Consider the following 25,299-nt stretch of genomic DNA (forward strand, 5'->3'; position numbering starts at 1 on the left):
CGGCCGCACGCGGGTGCAGGCGCCTCAGCGGACCGCCGCGCGCCCCAGCTCGATGAGTTCGCGGACGAGCTCGCCGTAGGACACCCCGGACGCCGCCCAGCAGCGCGGGTACATGGACAGCGGCGTGAACCCCGGCATCGTGTTGACCTCGTTCACGACGAAGCCGTCGTCGGTGAGGAAGCAGTCGACCCGGGCGAGGCCGGCGCCGCCGATCGCCTCGAACGCACGGGCACCGATCGAGCGGATCTTGTCGGTCTCCGCCTCGGTCAGCGGGGCCGGGCAGAGCAGCGACTCGTCGCCGCCCAGGTACTTCGAGGCGAAGTCGTAGAAGCCGTCCTCGGCGACGACGATCTCGCCCGGCAGGCTCGTGCGCGGCACACCGTCACGGCCCTCGAGCACCGCGACCTCGACCTCACGGCCGATCACGCGGGGCTCGACGATGACCTTGGAGTCGTGCTCGAACGCCAGGTCCATCGCCGCGCCGAGCTCCTCGGGACCGTCCACGCGGGAAACGCCCATGCTCGAACCCGCACGCGCGGGCTTCACGAACAGCGGCCACCCGTGCGCGGCGATCGTCTCGGCGACGTCGACCGGGTCGGCCGACCACTCGCGCCGGAGCACCGTCGTCCACGGCGCGACGCGGAGCCCGGCGTGCTCGAGGACCGCCTTGGCGACGTGCTTGTCCATGGCCAGGGCGCTGGCGAGCACCCCGTCCCCGACGTACGGCAGACCGGCGATCTCGAGGAGGCCCTGGACGGTGCCGTCCTCGCCGAACGGACCGTGCAGGATCGGGAACACGATGTCGACGGCGATCGTCGAGACCGATCCGTCCGGGTGCGACACCACGAGCTCGTTCGAAGCGGGCGAGGTCGGGAACGCCACGCGGGTGCCGTTGTCCGGGACCGTGGGGAGCGTGCCGTCCCGCAGCGCCCACTGCGCCGGGTCGTCGGACTGGAGCGTGAACGCGCCGTCCTTCGTGATGCCGATCGGGACGAGGTCGTACTCGGCCCGGTCGACGACGTCCATGATCCCGCCCGCGGTCACGCAGCTGATCTCGTGCTCGCTCGAACGGCCACCGAACAGCACGGCGACGGTGGTCGTGGACACGGGTGTCTCCTCGGCGATCGTGGGCATGGCAGTCCTCTTGGTGGTCGGGGCCGGACCGGTCACTCGCCCTGGGGCTCGTCGGTCTCGGTGAGGTGCGGCGCGATGTTGCGCGGATCGAGCCTACCGGCGAGGACCTCGGCGACCTGCCCCACGATGGGCATGTCGACGCCGTTGGCAGCGGCGAGCTCGAGGATCGGCGCGACCGACGCCAGCCCCTCCGCCGTCTGGTTCATCTGCCGGACGACCTCGTCGAAGCGGTACCCCTGACCGAGCAGCCGGCCGGCGGTGTTGTTCCGCGAGAGCGGCGACTGGCAGGTCGCGATGAGGTCGCCGAGGCCGGCGAGCCCGGACAGCGTCGACGGCTGCGCGCCGAGCGACACCGCGAAGTCGGTCATCTCGGCCAGACCCCGGGTGATGATGGACGCCTTGGTGTTCTCGCCGTAGCCGACACCGTCGACGATGCCGATCGCGACGGCGATGAGGTTCTTCAGCACCCCGCCGAACTCGGTGCCGATGACGTCGGTGTTGATGAACGACCGGAAGTACGGGTTCGTGGCGACGGCGGCCACCGCGCTCGCGGTCTCGGCCGACGACGACGACACGACGGCCGCGGTGGGCTGCCGCCGGGCGATCTCGAGCGCCAGGTTCGGGCCGCTCGCCACCGCGATGCGGTCGCGGTCGATGCCGAGGCCCTCGTGCAGGACCTCGCTCATGCGGAGTCCGGTGCCCTTCTCCACGCCCTTCATCAGGCTGACGACGGGGACGTCCGGCGCGAGCAGCTCGCGGATCGCGGCGAGGTTCGAGCGCAGGGACTGCGACGGCACCGACACGTACACCTGCGACGCGCCGTCGAGCACCTCGGCGAGGGACGTCGACGCGGTGAGGGTGCGGGGCAGGTTGATCCCGGGCAGGTAGTCCGAGTTCCGCTTGGTCTCGGTGATCTCCCGCGCGACCTCGGCCCGCCGCGCCCACACGACGGTCGACGCTCCGCCCTCGGCGAGGACCTTGGCGAACGTGGTCCCCCAGCTGCCGGCACCGATGACGGCGACGCGCGGCTTGTCGGTCGACTGCATGACTACGCGGATCGCGGCGGTGTCCACCGCTCCGGGGGCTGCGACCGCGGGGTCCGGGTGGTCGTCGTGCGGGCGGAGGCCCGGTCCGTGCTCACTCAAACCGGCCGGTCTCCTTCTGGTTGTTCGCCGCCGGATCCCAGCGGGTCTCGGGCGCCTGCTGCCCGCGGATCTCCTCGAGCAGCGCGGTGATGTGCTGCATCAGGAGCTCGGTGGCCGCGACGAGCGTCTGCTGGTCGATCGGCCTGCCGCGGTACGGCGAGAGGTCGACGGGGTCGCCGACGATGACGTCCACGCGGGACGGCGGGATCAGCCGGAGCTTCTTGCCGTACCGCGCCATGATGTTCTGCGTGCCCCAGTGGGCCATCGGGATGAGCGGGACGTCGTTCTCGAGGGCGATCCGCACCGCACCGGTCTTGCCGCGCATCGGCCACAGGTCCGGGTCACGGGTGAGGGTGCCCTCGGGGTAGACGATGATCGCGCCGCCCTGCTCGATGAGCGACCGGCCGCCGCCGAGCGGGTCGCTCAGCCGGGTGCGCCCGGAACGCTCGACGGGGATCTGGCCCATGCCGGACATGATCTTGCCGAAGACCGGGACCTTGAACAGCGACGCCTTCGCGAGGAAGCGCGGCGCCCGGCGGGACAGCCAGACCGCCGTGCCCACGACGAGCGGGTCGATGTTCGTGAAGTGGTTCGGTGCGAGCACGAACGCGCCCTCGGCCGGCAACCGGTTCGGACCGTGCCAGTGGTAGCGCGCCGAGAAGCGGAAGGTCGGGATGACCACGGTCGCGAGGATCCGGAAGGCCGTGTTCAGCTCGCCACGGCGCCACCGGCGCCCGGGGACGGGCATGCCGGTGGTGACCTGCGAGGCGGAGGCGCGCCGCGCCTCCTGGCCGTCACCAGCGGGAGTCGACACCGCGCCTACCCCGCGAAGTCGAAGTCGGCGCCGAGCTTGCGGAGCTTCGGGATGAAGTGCTCGTAGCCGCGGCTGATGATGCCGACGTTGGAGATCCGCGACTCGCCCTCGGCGGTCAGCGCCGCGATGAGGTGGCTGAAGCCGCCGCGCAGGTCCGGCACGCGGACGTCCGCCGCGTGCAGCGTCGTCGGGCCGGTGATGACCGCGGCCTGCTCGAACGGACGACGGGCGACCCGGCGGTCGTGCCCGGGGAGCCCCTCCTTGTGGACCACGATGTCGGCGCCCATCTCGTTCAGCGCGTCGGTGAAGCCGAAGCGGTTCTCGTACACGGTCTCGTGCACGATGCTCTGCCCGTCGGCCTGCGTCAGCGCCACGATGAGCGGCTGCTGCCAGTCGGTCATGAACCCGGGGTGCACGTCCGTCTCGACGACCACGGGGCGCAGGACCTCGCGCTCGCGGTAGAAGCGGATGCCGTCCTCCTGGATGTCGAACCCGCCGCCGACCTTGCGGAAGACGTTGAGGAACGTCATGAGCTCCTGCTGCTTCGCGCCCTCGACGAAGATGTCGCCGTTGGTCGCGAGCGCTGCGGAGGCCCAGCTGGCGGCCTCGTTGCGGTCGTTGATCGCACGGTGGGTGTACCCGCGGAGCGACTCGACGCCCTCGATGAAGATCGTGCGGTTCGGCTCGACCGTGACGATTGCGCCCATCTTCTGCAGGATCGCGATGAGGTCCATGATCTCGGGCTCGATCGCGGCGTTGCGGAGCTCGGTGACGCCCGTGGCGAGGACCGACGAGAGCAGCACCTGCTCCGTCGCCCCGACGCTCGGGTACGGCAGCTCGATCTTCGCGCCCCGGAGACCGTCCGGCGCGGTCAGGTGGATGCCGTTGACCTGCTTGTCGACGACCGCACCCATGGCGCGGAGGGCGTCGAGGTGGAAGTCGATCGGGCGGTCGCCGATGCGGCAGCCGCCGAGGTCGGGGATGAACGCCTCGCCGAGCCGGTGCAGCAGCGGGCCGCAGAACAGGATCGGGATGCGGCTCGAGCCGGCGTGGGCGTCGATCTCGGCGAAGTGCGCCGACTCGACGTTCGACGGGTCGAGGATGAGCTCGCCTCGTGCAGGATCGGTGATGCGCACGCCGTGCACCTCGAGCAGCCCGCGGACGACCTTGACGTCGGAGATGTCCGGGACGTCCTTGAGGATCGACGGGGTGTCACCGAGCAGCGACGCCACCATGGCCTTGGTCGCGAGGTTCTTCGCCCCACGGACCTCGATGCGTCCCACGAGCGGCTTGCCCCCGCGGATGACGATCTCGTCCGACTTGAGGCCCACGCGCGCCCCTGCGGCCGCTGCGTCCTGTACGAGAGAGTTCACTACTTCACCGGCAATGTCTTCGGCCGCCATCTGGAGCGGCGGGATTCGAACTCCGTGATCGAGGTCTCGTCACGGAGGGTGAGCCCGATGTCGTCGAGCCCTTCCATCAACCGCCAACGAGTGTAAGCGTCGATCTCGAACGGGACGTCCACCTCGCCGAGCGACACGCGCTGGGCCACCAGGTCGACGGTCGCCTCGATGCCGGGGTTCGCCTCGATCTCGGCCCAGAGCCGCTCGACTTCCGGTTCGGTCACGATCGCGGTGACGAGGCCCTGCTTGCCCGCGTTGCCCTTGAAGATGTCCGCGAACCGGGGCGAGATGACGACCCGGAACCCGAAGTCGCGGAGCGCCCAGACGGCGTGCTCGCGCGACGACCCGGTGCCGAAGTCCGGTCCGGCGACCAGCACCTTGGCGCCCTGGTACGCGGGCTGGTTCAGCACGAACTCGGTGTCCTGACGCCAGCCGGAGAACAGGGCGTCCTCGAAGCCGGTCTTCGTCACCCGCTTGAGGTAGACGGCGGGGATGATCTGGTCGGTGTCGACGTTGGACCGCTCGAGCGGTGCGGCAATGCCGGTGACGGTCGAGATCTTGTCCATCAGTGTGCCCCTTCCAGGACGGCGTTCGACTCGGACGTCTCCAGGTCCCACGGGCTGGAGAGCGTGCCGCGCACGGCGGTGGCCGCGGCGACGAGCGGCGACACGAGGTGGGTGCGACCGCCCTTGCCCTGGCGTCCCTCGAAGTTGCGGTTGGAGGTGCTCGCGCAGCGCTCCCCCGGCGCGAGCTGGTCGGGGTTCATGCCGAGGCACATCGAGCAGCCGGCGAACCGCCACTCGGCACCGAAGTCCGTGAACACCTTGTCGAGTCCCTCGGCCTCGGCCTCGAGCCGCACCCGGGCGGACCCCGGCACGACCATGACCCGCACGCCGTCGGCCTTCGTGCGGCCCTTGATGACCGACGCGAAGGCCCGCAGGTCCTCGATCCGGGAGTTCGTGCACGAGCCCATGAACACCGCGTCGACCGCGATCTCCTTCATCGGGGTGCCGGCGGCGATGTCCATGTACTCGAGGGCACGCTGCGCTGCGGCCTGGTCGTTGGGGTCGCTGTAGCTGGCCGGGTCCGGGACGCTCTCGGAGAGCGAGACGCCCTGACCGGGGTTCGTGCCCCAGGTGACGAAGGGCTCGAGGGCGTCGGCGTCGATGAACACCTCGGCGTCGAACACCGCGTCGTCGTCGGTCGACAGGGTGTCCCAGTACGCGACGGCGTCGTCCCAGTCCTGCCCCGTGGGCGCGTGGTCGCGGCCCTGCACGTAGTCGTACGTGGTCTGGTCGGGGGCGACCATGCCGGCACGGGCACCGGCCTCGATCGACATGTTGCAGATGGTCATGCGGCCCTCCATCGAGAGGGCACGGATCGCCGAGCCGCGGTACTCGAGCACGTAGCCCTGCCCGCCACCGGTGCCGATCTTCGCGATGACGGCGAGGATGATGTCCTTCGCCGTGACCCCGGGTCGGAGGGTGCCCTCGACCGTGATCGCCATGGTCTTGAAGGGCTTGAGCGGCAGGGTCTGGGTCGCGAGGACGTGCTCGACCTCGCTCGTGCCGATGCCGAAGGCCATCGCACCGAAGGCCCCGTGGGTCGAGGTGTGCGAGTCGCCGCAGACGACCGTGATGCCCGGCATCGTCAGGCCGAGCTGCGGGCCGACCACGTGGACGATGCCCTGCTCCTTGTCGCCCAGCGAGTGCAGGCGGACGCCGAACTCCTCGCAGTTGCGGCGCAGCGTCTCGATCTGGGTCCGGCTGGTCGGGTCCGCGATGGGACGGTCGATCGCGATCGTCGGGGTGTTGTGGTCCTCGGTCGCGATGGTCAGGTCGAGGCGGCGCACCGGCCGACCGGCCTGGCGCAGGCCGTCGAACGCCTGCGGGCTCGTGACCTCGTGCACGAGGTGGAGGTCGATGTAGAGGAGGTCGGGGTTGCCGTCCTCGCCCTTGACCACGACGTGGTCGTCCCACACCTTCTCGGCGAGCGTCTTTCCCATCGGGTGCGACCCTTCCTCGTTGTCGTCGACGAACCGCTGTCGCGGTTCGGTGCGGCGAGTCTAGCAGGTTGGTATACCAACGTGCTCCCGCGCCGACCGGCGGCCTGGAGGCGCGGGCCGACTCCGCGACACCCGTCGCGGTGGGAAGATGGTCACGACATGACGACCCCTGCGCACTCGACCCGGACCATCAACCTCGAGGGCGCGGCCCGCGCCGCGGTCGCCGGCGGCGCCCCGCTCGCACTGCTCATCGCCCTCGACATGCCCGGGTACGCCGCCTTCGCCATGTTCGCCGGCTTCACGGCGATCTTCGGCGCCACCGAGCCCTACCGGCAGCGCGCGGTCACCACCGGAGTCGCCGGTGGCATGCAGGCGCTGTGCATGACCGCGGGCATCGGGGTCGCCCTCGCCGGCGGGCAGCTCTGGATGCAGGCCGTGGGGCTGGTCCTCGTGCTCGTCGTCGCCGTCGGCACACTGAGCGTGCTCCGCACGATCCCGGCCCAGCCGATCTTCCCGGTGTTCGCGTTCCTCGTGTCGTCGCTCGTCCCGGTGCGCCCGGCGGACCTCCCCGTCATCGCGACGATCATCGTCTGCTCGGTCGTGTGGGCGTGGCTCGTGGCGATGTCCGGCTCGGTGCTCCGGCTGGTGCTCCACCCGCGCACACCCCACCGGTTCCGGCCGCTGGCGGAGCGCAAGCACCGTTCGCTCGCGGTGCTCCGGACGCCCGCGCTGTGGGAGACCGTGGCCCTCAACTTGGTCGGAGCGCTCGTCGCCGGGGCCGTCGCCGAGACGATCCCGGGGCTCGGGCACCCGTACTGGGCGGTCATCGCGGTCGTGTCGACGCTCCCCGCGCTCCGGCAGCGGCACACGGTGTTCCGCGCCTTCCAGCGGTTCATCGGCACGCTCGGCGGCACCGTGATCGCCGTGGGGATCCTGCTGCTGGAGCCGTCGGCGTGGTGGATCGTCGTGATCGCCGTCGTCGGCCAGTTCTTCGCCGAGATCTTCGTCGCCCGGCACTACGCCGTGTGCCTGCTCTTCCTCACACCGCTCGCGCTCGCCGTGTCGTGGCTGAGCCTGCCCGAGGCGCCGGAACTCCTCGCGCTCGACCGCGTCGCGCAGACGACGCTCGGGGCGCTCGTCAGCGTCGCACTGCTGTTCGTGGGGCGTGGGATCGAGCGGCGGCGCGGTCGCGCGCTGGGCGCGACGAGCGCGATCCGCACCGTCTGACCCGCGCGCGCCCGCCCGCGGCGCCGCGCGCGGCGCCCGCGCCCGCTCCCGGCGTACCTGGTCGAATCGGGCGTACCTGGTCGTTCCTTCCGACCAGGTACGCCCGGTTTCGCTTGCCACCGCGTGCGACATGGGAAGGAACGGGCGCTGACGACGGACGGGAGGCGCGTGGCGGCGCCGACCCGCGCCTCCCGTCCGTCCGTGGTCGCGACCACCGCGCCGTGCCTCCGCGAGGCGGACCACCGCGTCAGTCGCGCGGCTGGATGTTCCAGGCGTCGATGACCGGGCGGCCGTGCTCGTAGCCGAGGACGCTGACGGTGGCCGTCCCGAGCTTCAGCACGGCGCCGTCCTGAGGGGCGAGCCGGATCCACGCGGCGCCGAGGGCACGCAGGACGTGACCGTGCGCGACGATGACGGCGTCCTGCCCCTCGGCGAGCACCGGCCGGACCTGGTCGAGCACCCGCTCCACGCGCACCCGGACCTCGGCGGCGTTCTCGCCGGGGGTGTCACCCGCGGGGACCCCGTCGGCCCAGAGGTCCCACGGACCGTGCCGGAGCACCTTGATCTGCGGCGTGGTGAGTCCCTCGTAGGCGCCGTAGTCCCACTCGTAGAGGTCCTCGTCGAGCTCCGGGTCGAGCCCGATCAGGGCGGCCGTGTCTCGGGCGCGCTGGAGCGGGCTGGACAGCGCCAACGCGAACGTGCGGTCCGCCAGGTACCGGCCGGCGCGCTTCGCCTGCTCGATCCCGTTGTCGGTGAGCGGGATGTCGGTGCGGCCGGTGTGCTGCCCGCTCTTCGACCACTCCGTCTCTCCGTGACGGACGAGGACGAGTTCGCCGGGGCGTTCCGAGGTCATGTGTTCCTTCCGAGCCAGAGGCCGAGCGCGGCTGCGCCGACCGAGACGACGAGCATCCCGAGGCCGTTCAGGACGGCGAGCCGGGGCTTGCCGGATCGGAGGAGCTGTACGGTCTCGACGCTCGCCGTCGAGAACGTCGTGTACCCACCCATCATGCCCGTTCCGAGCACGGCGACCGACGCGAGCGGGATCGTCCCCGCCTGGCCGAGGCCGGTCAGGACCCCGAGGACGAGCGATCCGGTGACGTTGATGACGAGGGTGCCGAGCGGGAAGCCGGAGACGCGGGCCTTCACGGCGCCGTCGAGGACGAAGCGCAGCGCGGCACCGACGCCCCCGCCGACCGCGACGAGGAGCAGTTCGAGGGGGCTCACCGGTCGCCCCCGGTGGTGTCCGCGGACCGCGCCGGTGCGGCAGTCGCCCGGGGCCGGACGAGCGCCGCGACCCACAGGCCAGCGACGACCGCGACGAGCCCCGCCGCGACGCTGAGCAGCGCGTACCCGCTCCCGGCGCCCCAGCGTCCGGCGTCGAGCAGCTGCGCGGTGTCGTCCGCCAGCGTGCTGTAGGTCGTGAAGCCGCCGAGCACCCCGGTGCCGACGAACAGCCGGAGGGTCCGGCGTCGGCCGACGTCCGGCCCGCGGTGGGCGAGTGCCTCGAGCAGCAGCCCGAGGACGAAGGCCCCGGTGACGTTGATCGCGAGGACCACCCAGCTGACGCCGTCGTGCGCCGGGAACGCCTCGGCGAGGACCGCGCGGACGCCGGTGCCGAGGGCGCCGCCGACCGCGACCGTGGCGAGGGCGGACCAGCGGAGGTGGACCGGTCGGTCCGGACGGGTGTCGGTCTCCTCGACCTCGACGTCCGGGTCGATAGGGATGCTGCCGGAGTCGGTCGGGCGTCGTCGGTGGTCGTCGGTCACGGTGCTCCTATCGCCGAGCACGCCGGATCGTCTCCGCGCGTGCGGTGTTCTCGGGATAGGGACCGTTGGCGGGTGACCGCGGTTGGGTCCGGCAGGCCCCACTGCCGGGTCTGACGACGGGATCAGACTAGCGCGTCGGCGCTGGGTGGTCCGCGACGGCCGCGATCCCCTCGATCTCGACGAGCTGGTCGTCGTAGCCGAGGACGGTCACCCCGAGCAGCGTGCTCGGCACGTCGTGGTCGCCCATCGCGGCGCGGACGACCTGCCACGCCGCCACGAGGTCCGCCTGCCGCGTCGAGGCGACGAGGACCCGGGTCTGCGCGAGGTCGGTGACGCCGGCCCCGGCCGCGGCGAGCGCGGTCGTGAGGTTCTCGACGCACTGCGCCGCCTGGGCGCGGACGTCCCCCACGCCCACCGTGCGGCCGTCGGCGTCGAGCGGGCAGGCTCCGGCGAGGAAGACGAGCCGGCTGCCCGCGGGGACGGACGCGGCGTCCGCGTACTCCGCGACGTCGCTGAGGGCACCGGACCGGATGAGCTGCACCACACTGGTCATCGGCCCAGTGTGGCCGACCCACCGATCGGCTGGCACCGTGGGCACCACCAGACCCGGCGCGACGGCGATCCGGGGCGCTCGACGTCGTCCCGTGCCACGACGGGCGTCCGGCACCGCAGGCACGGTCGGCCGGCGCGACCGACGACCCAGTGGCGGGTTCCGCGGCCCGGGCGCCCGGTGGTGACCTGGTACGCGGACGGCACCGTCGCCGAGTGCACGAGCATCCGGCGGGCGAGGTCGAGCATCGCCGGCAGGTCGACCCGCTCCACCAGGGTGTCGGGGTGGACCCCGCGGAGGAAGCAGAGCTCCCCGACCCAGAGGTTGCCGAGCCCGGCGACGGTGCGCTGGTCGAGCAGTGCGGCGCGGATCGTCCGGCCCGGACGAGCGGCGAACCGGGCGACGGCGGCGTCCCGGTCGAAGTCGTCGTGCAGCAGGTCGGGTCCGAGCGGTCCGAGCACGCGTGCCTCGTCGGCGGTGGCGACGTGCTCGACGACGGGGAGTGCGATGCCCCACAGCGTTCGGCCGTCCTCGAACGCCATCCGCACCCGAGCCTCGGCCACGGCGTGCGCGGGGAGCCGTCGACCGGGTGCGGTGAGCGTCCACGAGCCCGTCGTGCGCATGTGCGTGTGCAGCGTCGTCCGGTCGTCGAACCGCGTGAGCAGGTGCTTGCCGTGGGTCGCGTGGCCGACGACGGTGCGGCCGCCGAGCGCGCGACCGGCAGTGGGCCCGCCACGGAGTTCGCCGGACCGGATGAGCGCACCGTCGACCTGCCGCAGTCGCGCGGCGAGGCGGAACACCGAGTCGCCTTCGGGCATGCGGCGACCGTACCGGGGGCGACTGACACCGGCGACGGAGCCTCGTGGACGACGAAACGCCCCCCGGCGGACCGGAGGGCGTTCGTGGTGGTGTGACCCCAGCGGGATTCGAACCCGCGTTACCGCCGTGAGAGGGCGACGTACTAGGCCGCTATACGATGGGGCCGTCACACATGGGAATCCCCCGCCCTGGAGCGGGGGTCATGGTCGTTGCCGGAGTCGGAGGCTAGCCACCTGTGGTGACCCCAGCGGGATTCGAACCCGCGTTACCGCCGTGAGAGGGCGACGTACTAGGCCGCTATACGATGGGGCCGTTCCGACAACTCGACAAGTATGGCACAAGCGGTCCGCCGTGCCAAAACGAGGCGTGTCGCCCGGGTGCGCCGCCATGCCGCGGCGGGCATGTGCGCTCAGATCGTGAACGATTCGCCCGGCTGCAGCACGACGAGTGAGCCGGACGGCTCCACCGCCTCGCGGAGGCGACCGGTGTGCATGTCGAGGCCGACGTCGGACAGGGTCGCCTCGTGCACGGGGTAGGCCCGCCGGGGTGCGACCGCGAGCACGTAGTCCATCATCTCGGCGACCTTGAGCCACGGGGCACCGACGGGCGCGGCGAGGACCTCGACCGGCACGTCGGGGACGGTGTACGAGTCACCGGGGTGGAACAGCCGGCCGTTCACGAGGACACCGGTGTTGTCGACGACCGGGACGCTCGAGTGGATCACGTTGTGCCGCGTGCCGTGGAAGGTGAGGTCGAACGGGCCGACGGTGCGCCGGTCCCCGGCCGTGACGACGTCGACCGCGACGACCCCGTCGAGGGCACGCGCGACCCCGGCGGGGCCGATGACGACGGCTCCGGGACTGCCGTCGAGGATGCGCCGGACCTGGTCGGGCGTGACGTGGTCGGGGTGCTCGTGGGTGACGACCACGGCGACGACCCCGGTGACGTCGACCGGGCGGGTGAAGCCACCCGGGTCGAGGACGAGGCGTGCGGTGCCCTCGGTGACGACCTGGCAGGCGTGCTCGAGCTTGGTGACCTCCATGCCGGCGACCCTACGCGGCCGGTGGGTCCTGGAGCCGAACCGGCCCGGTCGTCGACCGCACCACGAGGTGTGCCGGGGACGCCGACAGCGGGCCCGCGACGCCGCCGTCGACCTCCTCCAGCACCGCCCGGGCGGCTACCCGCCCCTGCGCCACCGGGTCCTGGGCGATCGTGGTCAGACCGGTGACCTCGCCGTACTCGTGGCCGTCGATGCCCATCACGGACACGTCGCCGGGCACCTCGAGGCCGGCTCGACGTGCGGCGAGGACCACCCCGAGCGCCATCTCGTCGGACGCGCAGAAGACCGCGGTCGGGATCGCCGCACCGCGGGTCCGGTCGAAGAGCGCCGCCCCGGCGTCGGCTCCCCCGGCGAAGGAGAACCGGCCGTCGAGGATCCAGTCCTCGCGGACGGCGATCCCCCGTGCAGCCAGCGCGTCCACGAAGCCGTCCCGCCGCAGCCACGGCACCGCGACGTTCATCCCGGCCTCGTCCTGCCCGCCGACGTACGCCACGTCCCGGTGGCCGAGGCCGCACAGGTGGTCGACGGCGACGGCGGCGACGACGACGTCGTCCACGCCGACGTTGCGGAGTCCGGGCGCCGGCCCGCCGATCACGATCATCGGGTGGCGTGTGAGCTCGAGCTCGGCGCGCTCGGTCTCGTCGAGCACGAGCGAGAGCAGCACGAGCCCGTCGACGCGGTGCCGGAGCATCGAACGGCGGAACGCCCGGTCCCGGTCACCACCGGGACCGCCGAGGTTGTACAGCACCAGGTCGTAGCCGGCCCGCCGCAGCTCGGCGTCGACCCCGCCGAGGGCCTTGACGTAGAACCACCGGTCGATCACGGGGACGACGACGCCGATCGCCCGCTGACGTCCGGTGGCGAGACCGGCCGCCGCCGAGCTCGGGACGTACCCGAGCTCGTCGGCGACCCGTCGCACCTCGTCGATCGTGGTGTCCGCGACCGTCGACATCCCCCGCAGCGCGCGGGAGACCGTGGACTTCGACAGGCCCGTGACGGTCGCGATCTCCTGGATGCCCATGGACCGGCCCGGGAGGCCCGTCACCGGTCCGACGGCCGCCGCACGTCGGCGACGGGGCCGGCCTGCGCTCGCGCGGACGTCGGCGCACGGTCCGCCCCGTGGAACGCGTCCGCGTCCCGGCGCGTCCGGACGGCCCGGCGACCCGCGGGTGCGAGCTCGTCCCACCCGACGTGCCGGTGGACGCGTCCGTCCGGGCTGGAGGACGTCCGACGGACCGGGACCGCCGGTGCCGCGGGGGCCCCGCCGATGCCGTCGGCCGACGCCGTGCGGCGGAGCACCGACACCCGCCACCGGTCGAGGGCGACCACGCCGAGGACCGTGGCGAGGAGGGTGAGCGCCCAGCCGAGGGCCGGCCGGCCGGTGACCTCCGAGAACACCGTGACGCCGAGGAACAGGACCCCGAACATCCCGACGAAGCCGATGGCCTCCTCGATCCGGGCCGTGGGCCGGGTGGGACCGCGCTGCGCCATGACCGTCACCCCTTCACGCCGCCGGCGGTGAGGCCGGCCACGATGCGCCGCTGGAACACGAGCACGAGGATCACGAGCGGGATCGTCACGATCGTGCCCGCCGCCATCACCGCGGTGTACGGCTCCTGGTGCGGCTGCGACCCGGCGAACGACGCGATGGCGACGGTGACCGGCTGGGTGGCGTCGCTCGAGAGCTGCGACGAGATGAGGTACTCGTTCCACGACGAGATGAACGCCAGGATCGCGGTCGTGAACACGGCGGGCGCGGCCAGCGGCATGATGATCCGCCGGAACGCCTGGATGCGCGTGCACCCGTCGATGCGTGCCGCCTCCTCGAGGTCCCACGGCATCTCGCGGAAGAACGACGCGAGCGTGTAGACCGTCAGCGGCAGCACGAACGAGATGCTCGGCAGGATGAGCGCCTGGTACGACCCCATCCACCCGATGTCCGTGAAGAGCTGGAACAGCGGGGAGATGAGCGCGACGCCGGGGAACATCGACGCGGCGAGGATCGCGCCGGCGATGACCGACTTGCCCTTGAACTCGAGGCGGGCCAGGGCGTACGCGGCGCTCGTGCCGACGAGCAGCGCGATGATCGTGACGACCGCTCCGATGAACACACTGTTGAGCAGTGCGCGTCCCAGGTGGTTGCCCAGGGCGGTCGAGAACGCCGTCGCGTAGTTGTCCAGCGTGACGTGCGTGAACCACGGGGTCGGATCGAACGTGAACCCGACGTCGCGGAAGCTCGTCACGACCATCCAGTAGAACGGCAACAGGCACCAGACGGCGATGACGGTCGCCTGGATCCCGGTGCGCAGCTTCCGCCCGGTGTGTCGTTGCACGCGCACCTCGGTGCGGTCGACCTCGCGCTCGCGGGACCGGGTGGCGGATCGGGGTCGGTCGGCTGCGAGGCTCATCGGAGTTCACCCTTCTGCTGTGCTGCCTGGGTCTGGACGACGTTCGCGCCGAGGAACCGGACGAAGACGAACGCGACGATGAAGACGACCAGGAAGGTGATGGTGGACAGGGCCGACGCGGAGTTGAAGCCCTGCCGGATCTGGTCGACGACGAGCACCGAGAGCGACACGGTCGCGTTGCCGGAGCCGCCGCCACCGCCGGTCATGATGGCGATCAGGTCGTAGATGCGGAGGGCATCGAGGACACGGAAGAGCACCGCGACCATCAGCGCCGGCTTCACGAGCGGGAGGGTGATGTTCCAGAACCGCTGCATCGTCGACGCGCCGTCCATCTTCGCGGCCTCGTAGACCTCGTCCGGGATCAGCTGGAGCCCCGCGAGGATGAGCAGCGCCATGAAGGGGGTCGTCTTCCACGTGTCGGCGATGATGATCGCCCACCGGGAAGCCCACTCGCCGGAGAACCAGAGGACCTGGTGCCCGATCACGTGGTTGAGGACACCGTTCGCGTCGAAGATGAAGTACCAGAGCTTCGCGGTGACGGCGGTCGGGATCGCCCACGGCACGAGGATGGCCGCGCGGACGAAGGCGCGACCCTTGAAGTCGCGGTTCATGATGATCGCCATCCACACGCCGATCACCGTCTCGAGGGCGACGGTGACGACCGTGAAGAAGAACGTGTTGCCCATCGCGGTCCAGAACTGCGAACCGAGGTTGCCGGGCGGGCAGGCGGTGTTGCCGCACTGCTGGCCGAGCCAGTGCACGTAGTTGGTGACGCCGGCGAAGCCGCCCTGCACGAACAGGCCGGTCGCCTTGTCGAGTCCGGCGTCGAGCTGGAACGACTGGATGACCGCGCTGACGACGGGGTAGCCGATGACGACGGCGAGGAGCACGATCGTCGGACCGATGAGGTACACGGCCCATCGGCCGTGCTCGGCGTTGAGTCCGCCCTTGCGCCGCTTGTGCGGCTCCATGCCCGTCGGGTTGGGGATGGCGGCGGGGATCTCGGTTGCTGCTGACACGTGACGGCCTCCTTGCCGGGTGTCGGGACGCAGGATGAGGAGGACGGGAGGCGCGGGGCGGGGTCGACCCGCGCCTCCCGTCCGGTGCGGCGTGCGCCGCGGTGGACCGGCTAGTTGCCGTTGCCGCTGGTCGCCGTCTTCAGGGCGTCCTGCATGTCCTTCAGGGCTTCGTCGACGCTCTTGGAGCCCTTGAGGGCGGCGTAGGTGTTGTCCTGGATCGCCTTGGTCACGGCCGGGTAGAACGGCGTGACCGGGCGCGGCTCGGCCGACTCGATCGACTTGAGCAGCGTCGGCAGGTACGGCAGCTTGCTGGTGAGCTCGGAGTCCGTGTAGAGGTCACCGACGACCGGGGCGAGCGAGCCCTGGGTCGCGAAGAACTTCTGCGTCTCGTCCGACTCGAGGAACTCCAGGAAGTCGTGCGCGGTCGCCTTGTGCTTCGAGTACACGCTGATCGCGGCGTTGTGCCCGCCGAGCGTCGAGGCGCCGGTGCCGTCCTTGCCGGGGATCGGCGCGATGCCGAAGGTGTCCTTGACCTTCGACGAACCGTCGGTCTTGGCGAGGTTGTACACGTACGGCCAGTTGCGCAGGAAGAGCAGCTTGCCGGACTCGAACGCGGTGCGGCCCTGCTCCTCCTGGTAGGTGATCGCCTCGGCCGGGATGTTCCCGTCCTTGAACGCGTCGACCAGGTTCTGCAGACCGGCCTTGGCGTCCGACGAGTCGACGTCGGGCGAGCCACTCTTGCCCAGGACCGAGCCGCCGGAGCCGTTGATCGCCTCGGAGGCGTTGACCGTGAGCCCCTCGTACTTCGCGAACTGGCCGGCGTAGCAGCCGATGCCGGCCTGCTTGGCGATGTCGCAGTCCTTCATCATGTCCGCCCACGTGGTCGGGGGCGTCTTGACGAGGTCCTTGCGGTAGTAGAGCAGCGCGCCGTCGGAGGTCTGCGGTGCCGCGTACAGCGTGTCGTTGTACGTCGCCGTCTTCACGGTGGCCGGCAGGAGCTTCGACGTGTCGATCTTCATGCTGCCGGTGAGCGGCGTGAGCCAGCCCTTCGCGGCGAACTCGGCGGTCCAGACGACGTCGACGTCGACGACGTCGTAGTTGGCGTCCTTCGCCTGGAAGTGCTGGACGAGGTCGTCGTGCTGCTGGTCGGCCTGGTCGGACTGCTCCTTGAAGGTGACCTTCTCGTCCGGGTGGGCCTTGTTCCACTTCGCGATCAGCGGGCGGACGACGTTCGAGTTGTCCTTGCCCTGCACGTAGGTGATGGGTCCGCGGCTGTCCTGGCCGCTCTTGGCGTCGTCCGATGCCGAGCTGCCGCTCGAGCACCCGGTCAGCACGAGGCCGATGACCGCGACCCCAGCAACGGATGCGAACCGCACCCTGGCGCGTGTTGTCTTCACAGCGATGTCTCCTCATCGAGATCACCAGGAGACGTCGATCGGGTGACGACGACGCTGCCTGGAGCAGGCGACGCTGCCTGCTGGAGGAGGAAGCTACGCCCGCTCTCAGCCGTACGCAACCGGTTGCAACGACTCCGTGACCTGGTCGTGACCTCCGTGCGACGTTCGGTTTTCCGGAGTGAGCGCTCACCGTTCCCGCGCCGACGTCGCCCGGTCGTGCGGGGTTCCGCACGATCACCGCCAGCGGCACCGCTGCCCGTTGTCGCGGTCACCCCGGCCGACCTAGCGTCCACACCATGGCCACCACCAGCACCGCTCGTGCACTCCCCGCACCCCGACGCGTGATCGACATCGACCTCGACGCGCCGCTCCCCCGCCTCGTCGCGGACGGGACGGGTTCCTCCGCGCTGGTGATCGGCTACCGCGGCGGACACCCGACGGGCACGCTCGACGTCGAGCTGACCGACGACCCCGCGGACGCTGCCCGGGCCCTCGGAGCGCTCCGCGAGACGGTGCTCGCCGACGTCGAGCCGGTCCCGGACGCCCTGCTGCCGGCGATCTCGGTGGTCGTGTCCACCGTCGTCGACCGCGTCGAGGACCTCGGCGACCTGCTCGACGTGCTCGAGCACCTCGACTACCCCGACCACGAGGTCATCGTGGTCGACAACCGGGTCCGCGTGCCCGCCGACGACCGGCTGCCGGCACTCCTCGCCGGCCGGGACGTCCGCCTCGTCACGGAGCGCCGGCCCGGACTGTCCGCCGGCCGCAACGCCGGCGTCGCGGCCGCGCGCGGCGATGTGGTCGCGTTCACCGACGACGACGTCCGGGTCGACCCGCAGTGGCTGCGGGCGCTCGGCGCACGGTTCGTCCGCGAGTCCGACCTCGACGCGGTGTCCGGCGTGATCCTCCCGACCGAGCTCACGACCCCCGCGCAGATCTGGTACGAGGCGTACTACGGCGGGTTCAGCGGCGAGCGCACCTTCGCACCCGTCACGATCGTCCCCGACGACGTCCCCGGCACCATGCGGCACGCGCGGGTGCAGGCGGTCCGCCCGGACGGCTCCGTCGCGAAGCACTTCGCCGTCTACGGCATCGGTGCCTACGGCGCCGGTGCGAACATGGCGTTCCGACGGTCGGTGATCGAGGCCGTCGGCGGCTTCGACACCACGCTCGGCGCGGGTTCACCGGCCCGCGGCGGCGAGGACCTGGCGATGTTCGTCGAGACGCTCTGGCGCGGCGGACGCGTCGGCTTCGAGCCCCGGGCGGTCGTGCACCACCGGCACCGCCGGACCATCGAGGACCTGCACAAGCAGCTGCACGGCAACGGCGTCGGGTTCACCGCGCTGATGTGCGCCCTCGCCGCCAAGGACCGCCGCCACGTCGCGGTGCTCGCCCGGCTCGTGCCCGCCGCCGCGATGGTGAAGCTCCGCGAGACGATCGGCCGACTCCGCTCCGGCAGCGCCCCGGCCCCGGCTCCCGCGCCGGCCACCGTCGACACCCCGCGCCTCGACACCGTGCCGGTCGCCGCCGTCCCGGACGCCGGTGTGCCGCGGTCGCTCGCGTACCACGAGCTCCGGGGGTTCCCGGCGGGCCCGGCAGCGTGGTTCCGCAGCCGCCGTCGGTGGCGCGACGTCGAGGCCGGCCGCTTCCACGCCGGCTGAGCGCCCTGCCGCCGCCGGACGCGCGTCCTCCTGCCCCGTAGGATCGGTGCAGCTACCCGTACCGGACGGGTCGGAGGAGGACGCATGCCGCTGGGGCCCACACCCGTGCTCGAGGCGACGACCGCGCCGGTGCTCCGGGTCGCGACCGAGACCGCCGTCTGCGTGTGCGGGCACGTGCAGGACGCCCACGAGCACTACCGACCGGGCAGCGACTGCGCCCTCTGCGACTGCCCGCGGTACCGTCGCAGGCGGTGACCGCCGCGGGCTGCGTCCCGTGCGGACGGTGACGGTCCGGACGTCACCCGCTGCGGGAAACCGCCGCTTCCCCGCACCCGCCCCGGAGCCGCCTTGTCGGTGCCCGGACGGCCCTGTTCACTCGAGACATGGCCAACTCCCCCGCGTCGCTCGCGTGCATCGTCCTCGCCCACGAGGACCCGCAGCACGTCCGCCGACTCGTCGAGGCTCTCGACCCGTTCCCGGTGTTCCTGCACGTCGACGCGCGGACGCCGACGGACGTGCACCGCGCCATGACCGCGGGACTGCCGGACCGCGTCCGGCTGCTCCCTCGGCTCCGCACCGGCTGGGCGAAGTGGGAGAACGTCGCCGCCGAGGTCTCCGGCTACCGCGCCGCGCTCGCTGAGACCGGCGCCGCGCACGTGGCGGTGCTCACCGGCAGCGACTACCCGCTCGCGAACCCAGCCGAGATCACCGCGCTGCTCGACGCCCACCCGGACGAGTCCTTCCTCATCCCGCACCCGCTCCCGCACGCGGCGTGGGGCGCCAGCGGCGGGGTCGCCCGCATGCGGTACCCGCACTGGGCGTGGCGGAAGCACATGATCCGCGTGCCGATCCCCCGCCGGATCCCCCGCGACGTCGTGCTCACCGGTGGGTCGCAGCTGAAGGTCCTCAGCGCCGCCCACGCGGCCGCCGTGGTCGAGGTCGTCGACAGCCGCCCCGACCTCGTCCGGTTCTGGCGCCGCACCTGGATCGCCGACGAGTCCTTCGTGCCCACGGTCCTGAACTCGCCGGCACTCGTCGACGGCTTCGCCCAGGAGCACGTCCCGCACACCCTGTGGTGGATCGGGTGGGACGGCTCGAAGATGAAGAGCCCGCCGTGGCTCACGCTCGCGCACGCGGGTCGGCTGCTCGAGCGCTGGACCTCGGACCCGACCGCGATGCCGCACCTCTTCGCCCGGAAGTTCTCGACCGCTGCGAGCTCGGAGCTCCTCGACCTCGTCGACCAGGCGTTCGAGCTGCGCCAGCACGTCCGGACCCCGGAGGTGGGTGTCTCGTGACCGTTCCGCAGACCCGTCGCGAGGCCCGCCACGCCGCGGACTCCCCGCTCGACGCCGCCACCGCTCCCCCCACCGCCGCCTCCGCTCCCGGTGCCGCTCCCACGGCGAGCGCCCAGGCCGCCGCAGTCGAGGCGGGCGAGGCGGCTGCCGCGGTCGAGGCCGCCGCGCACGCCGTGCCGGACACGGGCAGCACCGCCGTGCAGAAGGGCGCCTCGGTGCTCTTCGGCCGCGGGCTCCTGTACGTCGTCGTGTGGTCGATGCAGCTCGTCGTGAGCTCCCTGATCTCGCCGATCCTGGCGCACCTCATGCCGCTCTCCGAGTTCGGCGTGCTCGCCTCCGCGATCGCGCTGTACCAGGCGCTCGTCGTGCTCGCGGTCGCGGGACTCGACCAGGCGTCCGTGCTGCAGCGTGCCGAGGACGGTGACGACCGCAAGGCCCGTGGGCTCATCGCGGTCGGCATCGTCCTCGCGGCGGTCGTCACCGCGACCGCGATCGCCACGATCCCGGTCTGGGGCGACGTGGCCGGGTTCGTCGACGAACACCCGATCCTGCTCGTCGCCGTCCTCTGGATCTTCCCCGCCGCGGTCGTGCAGCTGTCCCTGGCGATCCTGGTCGCCCAGGACCGGATCCGCGTCTTCGCGGTCACGAGCCTGCTCTCGTCCGTCGGCGGCTCGATCATCGGGCTCGGCCTGCTCGTGTTCGTGCACGCCGACGCCACCACGTACGCGTGGGGCGGCGTGTTCGCCCAGGCCGCGGCCATGGTGATCGGCTTCGCGGCGACGCGGCCGCGGTTCTCCGGCCTGCTCGACCGCCGGACCACCGCCCGCGCCTTCAAGCTCGGCATCCCGATCGCCCTCGGCAACCTGTCCTACTTCGTGCTGAACGCCGGCGACCGCATCGTCGTGCAGCGGCTGCTCGGCCCCGACGAGGTCGCGCGCTACCAGATCGCCTACGTCGTCGGGTCCGCCGTGATCCTCCTGCTGACGTTCACCAACCAGGCCTGGGCACCGCACTTCGCCGCGCTCCGGGACGCCGTCGCCCGCCGTCACCTCGCGCTGCACGCCCGCGACCAGCTCTACCTGCTGCTCGCCCCGGTGCTGCTCGCGGTGACCCTCGTGTCGCCCGTGGCGCTGCCGATCCTCGCGCCGGCGTCGTACCGTGTGCACGAACTCACCGTCGTGGTCTTCATCGTCGCGCTGACCGCCTTCCCGGTGATCGCGAGCGGTGCGACCGGACGCCTGCTCCTCGTGGAGCGGCGCGGCGTCGCGGTCGGCGTGATCGCGGCCGTGGCCGGTGCCGTGAACATCGGCGCGAACCTGCTCCTGGTCCCGCTGCTCGGCATCGCCGGCGCCGGGGTGTCCACGGTGGTCGCGTACATGGTGCTCGCCGCCCTGCAGCAGTTCTCGCTGCCCGACCGCCGTGAGTGGCGCGGCCCGCAGGCGCGCACGGTCCTCGTGCTCGCCGCCGTCGTGGTCGTCGCCGGGGTGTCCGTCCTGGTGCCGCAGGACCTCGCGTGGAACATCGTCCGCGTCGTCGGTGTCGTCGGCTGCCTGCCATGGTTCGTCAGCCGTCTGAAGATCGCCCGCGGAGGGACGCCGTGACGGACTCGCCGCCCCGCTCCGGGCGCCGGCTGCGGATCGCCGCCGTCACGAACGGGCTCGCCATCACCGGCGGGGTCGAGCGCTGCGTCCTCGAGGACACCCGCGAACTCGTCCGCGCCGGACAGGACGTCGAGGTCTGGCACCGAGGCCACCTCCCATCCGCGACGGACGGCACCGAGCCCGGCAGCGAGCTGTACGACAACCTCGGCGTCACGACGCACCCGACGCGCGACCGGTCCTTCGGCGTCCGCACCGCGGCCCGCGACGTCTGGAGGTTCGTCCTCGACGGCGTCCGCCTCCGCCGCTCCCGCCCCGACGTCATCTGGCTGAACCGGCCGGAGCACCTGCCGTGGGGCCGTGTGGCATCGGTGGTGTCCGGCGTCCCCCTCGTCGTGCACCTGCACCACGCACCGAACTACCGACGACTGGGCCCGATCGCCGGCGGCCGCACCCACTACCTCGCGGTGTCGCACGCGATGGCTCGCGCCTGGGCCGCAGCCGGCGTCCCGGCCGCCCGGATCACCGTCGTCCCGAACGGCGTGGACACCGCGTTGTTCCCCGCGGCGACGCCGTCGGCCGCCCTGCGTGCCCGCCGGTCCCTCGGCCTCGACGACGACACCCGCACCGTGCTCTACTACGGACGACTCACCCGGTCCAAGGGTGTCCTCGCGCTCCTCGACGCCTGGCGTCTCGTGCTCGAACACGACGCCGCGCACCAGCGTGCGGTCGTCGCACCGACGCCCGCCGAGGGGCGCTCCTCGACGCCCGGTCCCGTCCACGCACCCGCCGCCCTGCACGCTCGTCGCCCGCCCGTGCTCGTGCTCGCCGGCGCGGCCGGCCCGGACGACGCCGAGGAGGTCCGACGCGCCGTCGCGTCCCTCCCCGCGGGCTCCGTCGTGCTCCTGCCGGAACGGGACGACGTCGTCCCCCTGCTGCACGCGGCGGACATGGTCGTCGTCCCCTCCATCGAACCGGAGGGCTTCGGCCGGGTGGTCGTCGAGGCGATGTCCGCCGGACGGCCCGTCGTCGCCGCCGAGAGCGGTGGCACGGGTGAGATCCTCGCCGGTGCGTGGGCCTCGTCGACCGTCGACCCGACCGACCCCGAGGCGCTCGCCACGAAGATCCTCGAGACCCTCGACCGCGCCGAGCGCGACCCCTCGGTCGGCGATCGCTGCCGCGCCTGGGTGCGCGACCACTACGGTCGGGGCCCGCACATGGCGGGTCTCCTCCGCGAGCTCCTCGCCCACGCCCGCCACTCGGGCCGACCCGAGCAGGTCCACTGAGCCAGACGATGTGAGAGAGTTCGCCCATGACGTCGGAATGGGCCGGGGTGGGTGCTGCGCAGGCGTACGGGGCGACCCTGCTCGACGGGGACCTCGTGCGATTCCGTGCCCTGGACGATGCCGATCTCCCCGACCTGGTGCGCTGGTGGCGCGATCCCGCGTGGGCGGTGCTCCAGCAGATCATCGTCCGTCCCCGCCCAGCGGACTCGATCACCGAGATGTTCCGCAACTGGAGCAAGGGCGAACGCAGCGGCGACGTCGGCTTCAGCGTCGTCGACCGCACCTCGGACACGCTCGTGGGGCACGTGACGCTCTTCGGCGCGACGCTCCCGGTCCGCGCCGCGACCCTCGCGGTCATGATCGGCAGCGAGCACGCTGGACACGGCTACGGCACGGACGCTGTCCGCCTCCTCACCGACTACGGCTTCCGTGAGATGGGACTGAACCGGATCGAGATCCAGGTGCACGCGTTCAACGACCGAGCACGCGCCGTGTACGCCAAGGTCGGCTACCACGTCGAAGGCGTGCGTCGCGAAGCGACCTTCCACGACGGCCGCTTCCACGACGAGGTCATCATGTCCGCACTGGCACGTGACTGGTCGAGCGAGCCATCCGGCACGACGCCCTAGACACCGCACCGCACCGCACGGACGGAAGGTCCTGTCGCGTCGGCAGTGGTGTTCCCGTGGCACGACTGACCGTTCCGGTTCACGATCGTCGATGATCACGAACCGGAACGGTCACAGAGCCGGCAGGAAACCGCCGTCCCCGGTCCGCACGGGTGGTCAGCCGGCGAAGGCCCGGACCTCGGCGAGACCGACGTTGCGGGTGCTCGCCGACACCCCGGTGACCGTGAAGCGGACCCAGATGACGTTCCGCGCGGCGAAGTCCACCGTGAGCGGCGACGCGTCGTTCGGGAGCGTCCCCACGGGCACCTGACTCCCGTCGGAGAACGTCAGCGTGCCGCTGGTGACCTGGTCGTCGCCGTTCGGGCGGTCGTACAGGACGACGCGGCTCAGCGCCTTCGACGAGGTCCAGTCCAGCTGCAGCCAGACGCCGGTCGTGCCCCAGGGCGCGACCCACTCGGCCGAGGTGTTGTCCGGGTACCCGCTGACGATCCCGTCGATGGCCTTCGCGGCGGTCTGTCCGGTCGAGGCGTCGTCCCAGGCGGCGGTCGCGGTCGCCGAACCGGTGACGTCGGTCGGACCCGTCGGCGTCGGCGTGGGCGTCGGAGTGGGCGTCGGCGTCGGCGTCGGCGTCGGAGTGGGCGTCGGCGTGGGCGTCCCTGTCCCCGGTGCGAACGCCCGGATCTCGGCGAGCCCGACGTTGCGCGTCGTCTGGCTGACAGCGGTCACGGTGAACTTCACCCAGCTGACCTGGCGCGACGAGAACGTGACGCGGGTGAACGCGCCGCCGTTGTCGAGCGTCGGCACCGCCACGCTGCTGCCGTCGGAGAACGTCAGCGTCCCCGCGGTGACCTGGTCGTCGGCGTTGGGACGGTCCGACAGGTCGACGGCCCCGAGCGTGACCGGGCTCGACCATGCGAGCTGGAGCCACGAACCGGTCCCGCCGCCGCGCGTCGCCCACTCGGCGGTCGGCGCGTCGGGGTAGCCGCTCGCGACGCCGTCCACGGCCTTCACGGCGGTCTGTCCGTCCGCCGGGTTCTCGCTGCTCGCCGTGACGGCGGCACCGGCGGTCACGTCCGCGCCGACCGAGCCGCCCGACCCGGTCCCCGGGTCGGTGGGGGTCTGGGTGCCGACGGTGTACTCGCGGCTGAGCCACGATCCCTCCGGCCGCGAGGAGCAGGCCGCGACCGACGCGCACGTCTCGGCGTCGTGGGCGGAGTAGGCGAAGAACGCGTTCCCCTTCGCCTGCGTCTGCGCGGCGGTGAGGTTCGAGGGCTTGTCCGCGATCGGGTACCCCATGTACCCCATGAGCGTGCTGGCGGTGGTCAGCTGCTGCTGCGCGGTCTTGGTGAGGTACGCGACCGTGTGGTGGTCGCTGTGGTCCCCGTCGCCGTAGGTGCCGACGTGGTCCAGCGTGTGCACCTCCTGCGGCGCGTACCCGTTCATCAGGGCGAGGACGGTCGCCTGGAGCTGCGCGAGCGTGTAGCTGGTCGGGTAGTTCGCGCCCGACACGGTGCTCATGCTCGTGATCGACCGCTGGTACAGCTTCTGCAGGCTCTGGTACCGGGTCGCGGCGAAGCCGGAGCCGTCGATGTTGCCGTCCGGCAGCTGCAGGTACACCAGGCTGAGCCGCGGGGCCGCGGTGAGGGTCCGCGTCACGACGGTCTTGCCGCCGGCACTCACCGATCCCGACGTCCACGCGTTCGCCACGCCCGCGAGGTTCGCGTACGCGGCCTCGAGGCCCGTCTGACGGCCCTTCCAGTAGGTCGCCGACTTGCCGGCGTCGCCGGCCGTCACGATGACCGAGCGGACGCACTTGCCCGCGTCGATGTCCTTCCGGAGCTCCGTCCCCTCGAACAGCAGGTCGTCGTCGGCGTGCGCGACGACGGTCAGGACGCGACCGGCGCTGCAGTCCGCGGTGGTCGCCGCACCGGCGCTCGACGAGGCGACGAGACTCGGCGCGGACACGACGCCGCCCATCACGACCGCGGCCGCGACCGCGAGGGCCACCTTCCAACGGCGTCGGATGGTGACACTCGGGGTCGTGGCGTCTCGCGGCATCTCGGTCTTCTGTACGGGTGGCGGG

Annotated in this window: 25 protein-coding genes and 2 tRNA genes; 7 read left to right on the forward strand and 20 right to left on the reverse strand. The window is 72.0% G+C overall.

From position 1 onward, the window contains the following. Positions 1-24 precede the first annotated feature (24 nt). The 6 genes from ACQXVK_RS09715 to leuC form a co-directional block, all read right to left on the reverse strand. Positions 25-1,134 carry a D-alanine--D-alanine ligase family protein gene (locus tag ACQXVK_RS09715; RefSeq protein WP_430853410.1) on the reverse strand — a complete coding sequence of 370 codons (1,110 nt, stop codon included), beginning with the start codon at positions 1,132-1,134 and terminating at the stop codon, positions 25-27. Between the two features lie 32 nt (positions 1,135-1,166). Beyond that, positions 1,167-2,180, reverse strand: a complete 1,014-nt coding sequence (locus tag ACQXVK_RS09720) for an NAD(P)H-dependent glycerol-3-phosphate dehydrogenase (protein WP_402263851.1) — start codon at positions 2,178-2,180, stop codon at positions 1,167-1,169. Positions 2,181-2,271: 91 nt separating this feature from the next. Further along, on the reverse strand, positions 2,272-3,093 hold the full coding sequence (locus ACQXVK_RS09725; RefSeq protein WP_430853411.1) for a lysophospholipid acyltransferase family protein: 822 nt from the start codon (positions 3,091-3,093) through the stop codon (positions 2,272-2,274). A 5-nt stretch (positions 3,094-3,098) separates the two neighbouring features. Beyond that, entirely contained in the window at positions 3,099-4,466 is a 1,368-nt protein-coding gene (gene murA / locus ACQXVK_RS09730; protein ID WP_402263717.1) for a UDP-N-acetylglucosamine 1-carboxyvinyltransferase, read from the reverse strand. Then, a complete protein-coding gene (leuD, locus tag ACQXVK_RS09735) occupies positions 4,466-5,062 on the reverse strand; it encodes a 3-isopropylmalate dehydratase small subunit (RefSeq protein ID WP_430853412.1) in 597 nt (198 codons plus the stop codon). Before leuD ends, murA begins: the two co-directional genes overlap by 1 nt. Then, on the reverse strand, positions 5,062-6,501 hold the full coding sequence (gene leuC, locus ACQXVK_RS09740) for a 3-isopropylmalate dehydratase large subunit (RefSeq protein ID WP_430853413.1): 1,440 nt from the start codon (positions 6,499-6,501) through the stop codon (positions 5,062-5,064). Before leuC ends, leuD begins: the two co-directional genes overlap by 1 nt. 159 nt (positions 6,502-6,660) lie before the next feature. On the opposite strand from leuC, the gene ACQXVK_RS09745 reads away from it, so the two are divergent. Then, on the forward strand, positions 6,661-7,728 hold the full coding sequence (locus ACQXVK_RS09745; RefSeq protein ID WP_430853414.1) for an FUSC family protein: 1,068 nt from the start codon (positions 6,661-6,663) through the stop codon (positions 7,726-7,728). Between the two features lie 247 nt (positions 7,729-7,975). Here the strand turns inward: ACQXVK_RS09745 and ACQXVK_RS09750 are convergent, their stop codons facing one another. The 13 genes from ACQXVK_RS09750 to ACQXVK_RS09810 all read right to left on the reverse strand — a co-directional run bounded on the left by ACQXVK_RS09750 (position 7,976) and on the right by ACQXVK_RS09810 (position 16,747). Continuing rightward, positions 7,976-8,581, reverse strand: a complete 606-nt coding sequence (locus tag ACQXVK_RS09750) for a histidine phosphatase family protein (RefSeq protein ID WP_031261749.1) — start codon at positions 8,579-8,581, stop codon at positions 7,976-7,978. After that, positions 8,578-8,952, reverse strand: a complete 375-nt coding sequence (gene crcB, locus ACQXVK_RS09755) for a fluoride efflux transporter CrcB (protein ID WP_022906291.1) — start codon at positions 8,950-8,952, stop codon at positions 8,578-8,580. Before crcB ends, ACQXVK_RS09750 begins: the two co-directional genes overlap by 4 nt. Continuing rightward, on the reverse strand, positions 8,949-9,494 hold the full coding sequence (locus tag ACQXVK_RS09760; RefSeq protein ID WP_430853415.1) for a fluoride efflux transporter FluC: 546 nt from the start codon (positions 9,492-9,494) through the stop codon (positions 8,949-8,951). Before ACQXVK_RS09760 ends, crcB begins: the two co-directional genes overlap by 4 nt. A 127-nt stretch (positions 9,495-9,621) precedes the next feature. Next, positions 9,622-10,047, reverse strand: a complete 426-nt coding sequence (locus tag ACQXVK_RS09765) for a RidA family protein (protein ID WP_031261747.1) — start codon at positions 10,045-10,047, stop codon at positions 9,622-9,624. Then, positions 10,044-10,862 carry a DNA-formamidopyrimidine glycosylase family protein gene (locus ACQXVK_RS09770; protein ID WP_430853416.1) on the reverse strand — a complete coding sequence of 273 codons (819 nt, stop codon included), beginning with the start codon at positions 10,860-10,862 and terminating at the stop codon, positions 10,044-10,046. The genes ACQXVK_RS09765 and ACQXVK_RS09770 overlap by 4 nt, the downstream gene beginning before the upstream one ends. 93 nt (positions 10,863-10,955) lie before the next feature. Further along, positions 10,956-11,028, reverse strand: a tRNA-Glu gene (locus tag ACQXVK_RS09775). 71 nt (positions 11,029-11,099) lie between these two features. Then, positions 11,100-11,175 (reverse strand) — tRNA-Glu (locus tag ACQXVK_RS09780). Between the two features lie 97 nt (positions 11,176-11,272). Next, complete coding sequence (locus ACQXVK_RS09785) at positions 11,273-11,905, reverse strand: MBL fold metallo-hydrolase (protein WP_022906287.1); 633 nt, start codon at positions 11,903-11,905, stop codon at positions 11,273-11,275. Positions 11,906-11,915: 10 nt separating this feature from the next. Next, entirely contained in the window at positions 11,916-12,968 is a 1,053-nt protein-coding gene (locus tag ACQXVK_RS09790; RefSeq protein WP_430853417.1) for a LacI family DNA-binding transcriptional regulator, read from the reverse strand. Then, positions 12,965-13,414, reverse strand: a complete 450-nt coding sequence (locus ACQXVK_RS09795; RefSeq protein ID WP_430853418.1) for a hypothetical protein — start codon at positions 13,412-13,414, stop codon at positions 12,965-12,967. Before ACQXVK_RS09795 ends, ACQXVK_RS09790 begins: the two co-directional genes overlap by 4 nt. Positions 13,415-13,419: 5 nt before the next feature. Beyond that, on the reverse strand, positions 13,420-14,331 hold the full coding sequence (locus ACQXVK_RS09800; protein WP_022906284.1) for a carbohydrate ABC transporter permease: 912 nt from the start codon (positions 14,329-14,331) through the stop codon (positions 13,420-13,422). Beyond that, the gene (locus ACQXVK_RS09805; RefSeq protein WP_022906283.1) at positions 14,328-15,302 is read right to left on the reverse strand and encodes a carbohydrate ABC transporter permease; all 975 of its coding nucleotides are present in this window, start codon (positions 15,300-15,302) and stop codon (positions 14,328-14,330) included. The genes ACQXVK_RS09800 and ACQXVK_RS09805 overlap by 4 nt, the downstream gene beginning before the upstream one ends. A gap of 158 nt (positions 15,303-15,460) precedes the next feature. Then, positions 15,461-16,747, reverse strand: a complete 1,287-nt coding sequence (locus tag ACQXVK_RS09810) for an ABC transporter substrate-binding protein (RefSeq protein ID WP_430853419.1) — start codon at positions 16,745-16,747, stop codon at positions 15,461-15,463. A 296-nt stretch (positions 16,748-17,043) separates the two neighbouring features. Between ACQXVK_RS09810 and ACQXVK_RS09815 the strand changes: the two genes are divergently transcribed. The 6 genes from ACQXVK_RS09815 (at position 17,044) to ACQXVK_RS09840 (ending at position 23,216) form a co-directional block, all read left to right on the forward strand. Then, positions 17,044-18,408 carry a glycosyltransferase gene (locus ACQXVK_RS09815; protein WP_430853420.1) on the forward strand — a complete coding sequence of 455 codons (1,365 nt, stop codon included), beginning with the start codon at positions 17,044-17,046 and terminating at the stop codon, positions 18,406-18,408. Between the two features lie 84 nt (positions 18,409-18,492). Next, positions 18,493-18,663 carry a hypothetical protein gene (locus ACQXVK_RS09820; RefSeq protein WP_187290469.1) on the forward strand — a complete coding sequence of 57 codons (171 nt, stop codon included), beginning with the start codon at positions 18,493-18,495 and terminating at the stop codon, positions 18,661-18,663. A 128-nt stretch (positions 18,664-18,791) separates the two neighbouring features. After that, a complete protein-coding gene (locus ACQXVK_RS09825; RefSeq protein WP_430853421.1) occupies positions 18,792-19,703 on the forward strand; it encodes a beta-1,6-N-acetylglucosaminyltransferase in 912 nt (303 codons plus the stop codon). After that, positions 19,700-21,304: a lipopolysaccharide biosynthesis protein gene (locus tag ACQXVK_RS09830; RefSeq protein ID WP_430853422.1), complete on the forward strand. Its 1,605-nt coding sequence runs from the start codon at positions 19,700-19,702 to the stop codon at positions 21,302-21,304. Before ACQXVK_RS09825 ends, ACQXVK_RS09830 begins: the two co-directional genes overlap by 4 nt. Continuing rightward, the gene (locus ACQXVK_RS09835; RefSeq protein ID WP_430853423.1) at positions 21,301-22,587 is read left to right on the forward strand and encodes a glycosyltransferase family 4 protein; all 1,287 of its coding nucleotides are present in this window, start codon (positions 21,301-21,303) and stop codon (positions 22,585-22,587) included. Before ACQXVK_RS09830 ends, ACQXVK_RS09835 begins: the two co-directional genes overlap by 4 nt. 26 nt (positions 22,588-22,613) lie before the next feature. After that, positions 22,614-23,216 (forward strand): GNAT family N-acetyltransferase, encoded by a 603-nt coding sequence (locus ACQXVK_RS09840; protein WP_430853424.1) that lies wholly within the window; start codon positions 22,614-22,616, stop codon positions 23,214-23,216. A gap of 156 nt (positions 23,217-23,372) precedes the next feature. Here the strand turns inward: ACQXVK_RS09840 and ACQXVK_RS09845 are convergent, their stop codons facing one another. Beyond that, entirely contained in the window at positions 23,373-25,274 is a 1,902-nt protein-coding gene (locus tag ACQXVK_RS09845) for a DUF7402 domain-containing protein (RefSeq protein WP_430853425.1), read from the reverse strand. Positions 25,275-25,299 lie beyond the last annotated feature (25 nt).

The organism is Curtobacterium sp. AB451 (assembly GCF_050585845.1).
GTDB lineage: Bacteria > Actinomycetota > Actinomycetes > Actinomycetales > Microbacteriaceae > Curtobacterium.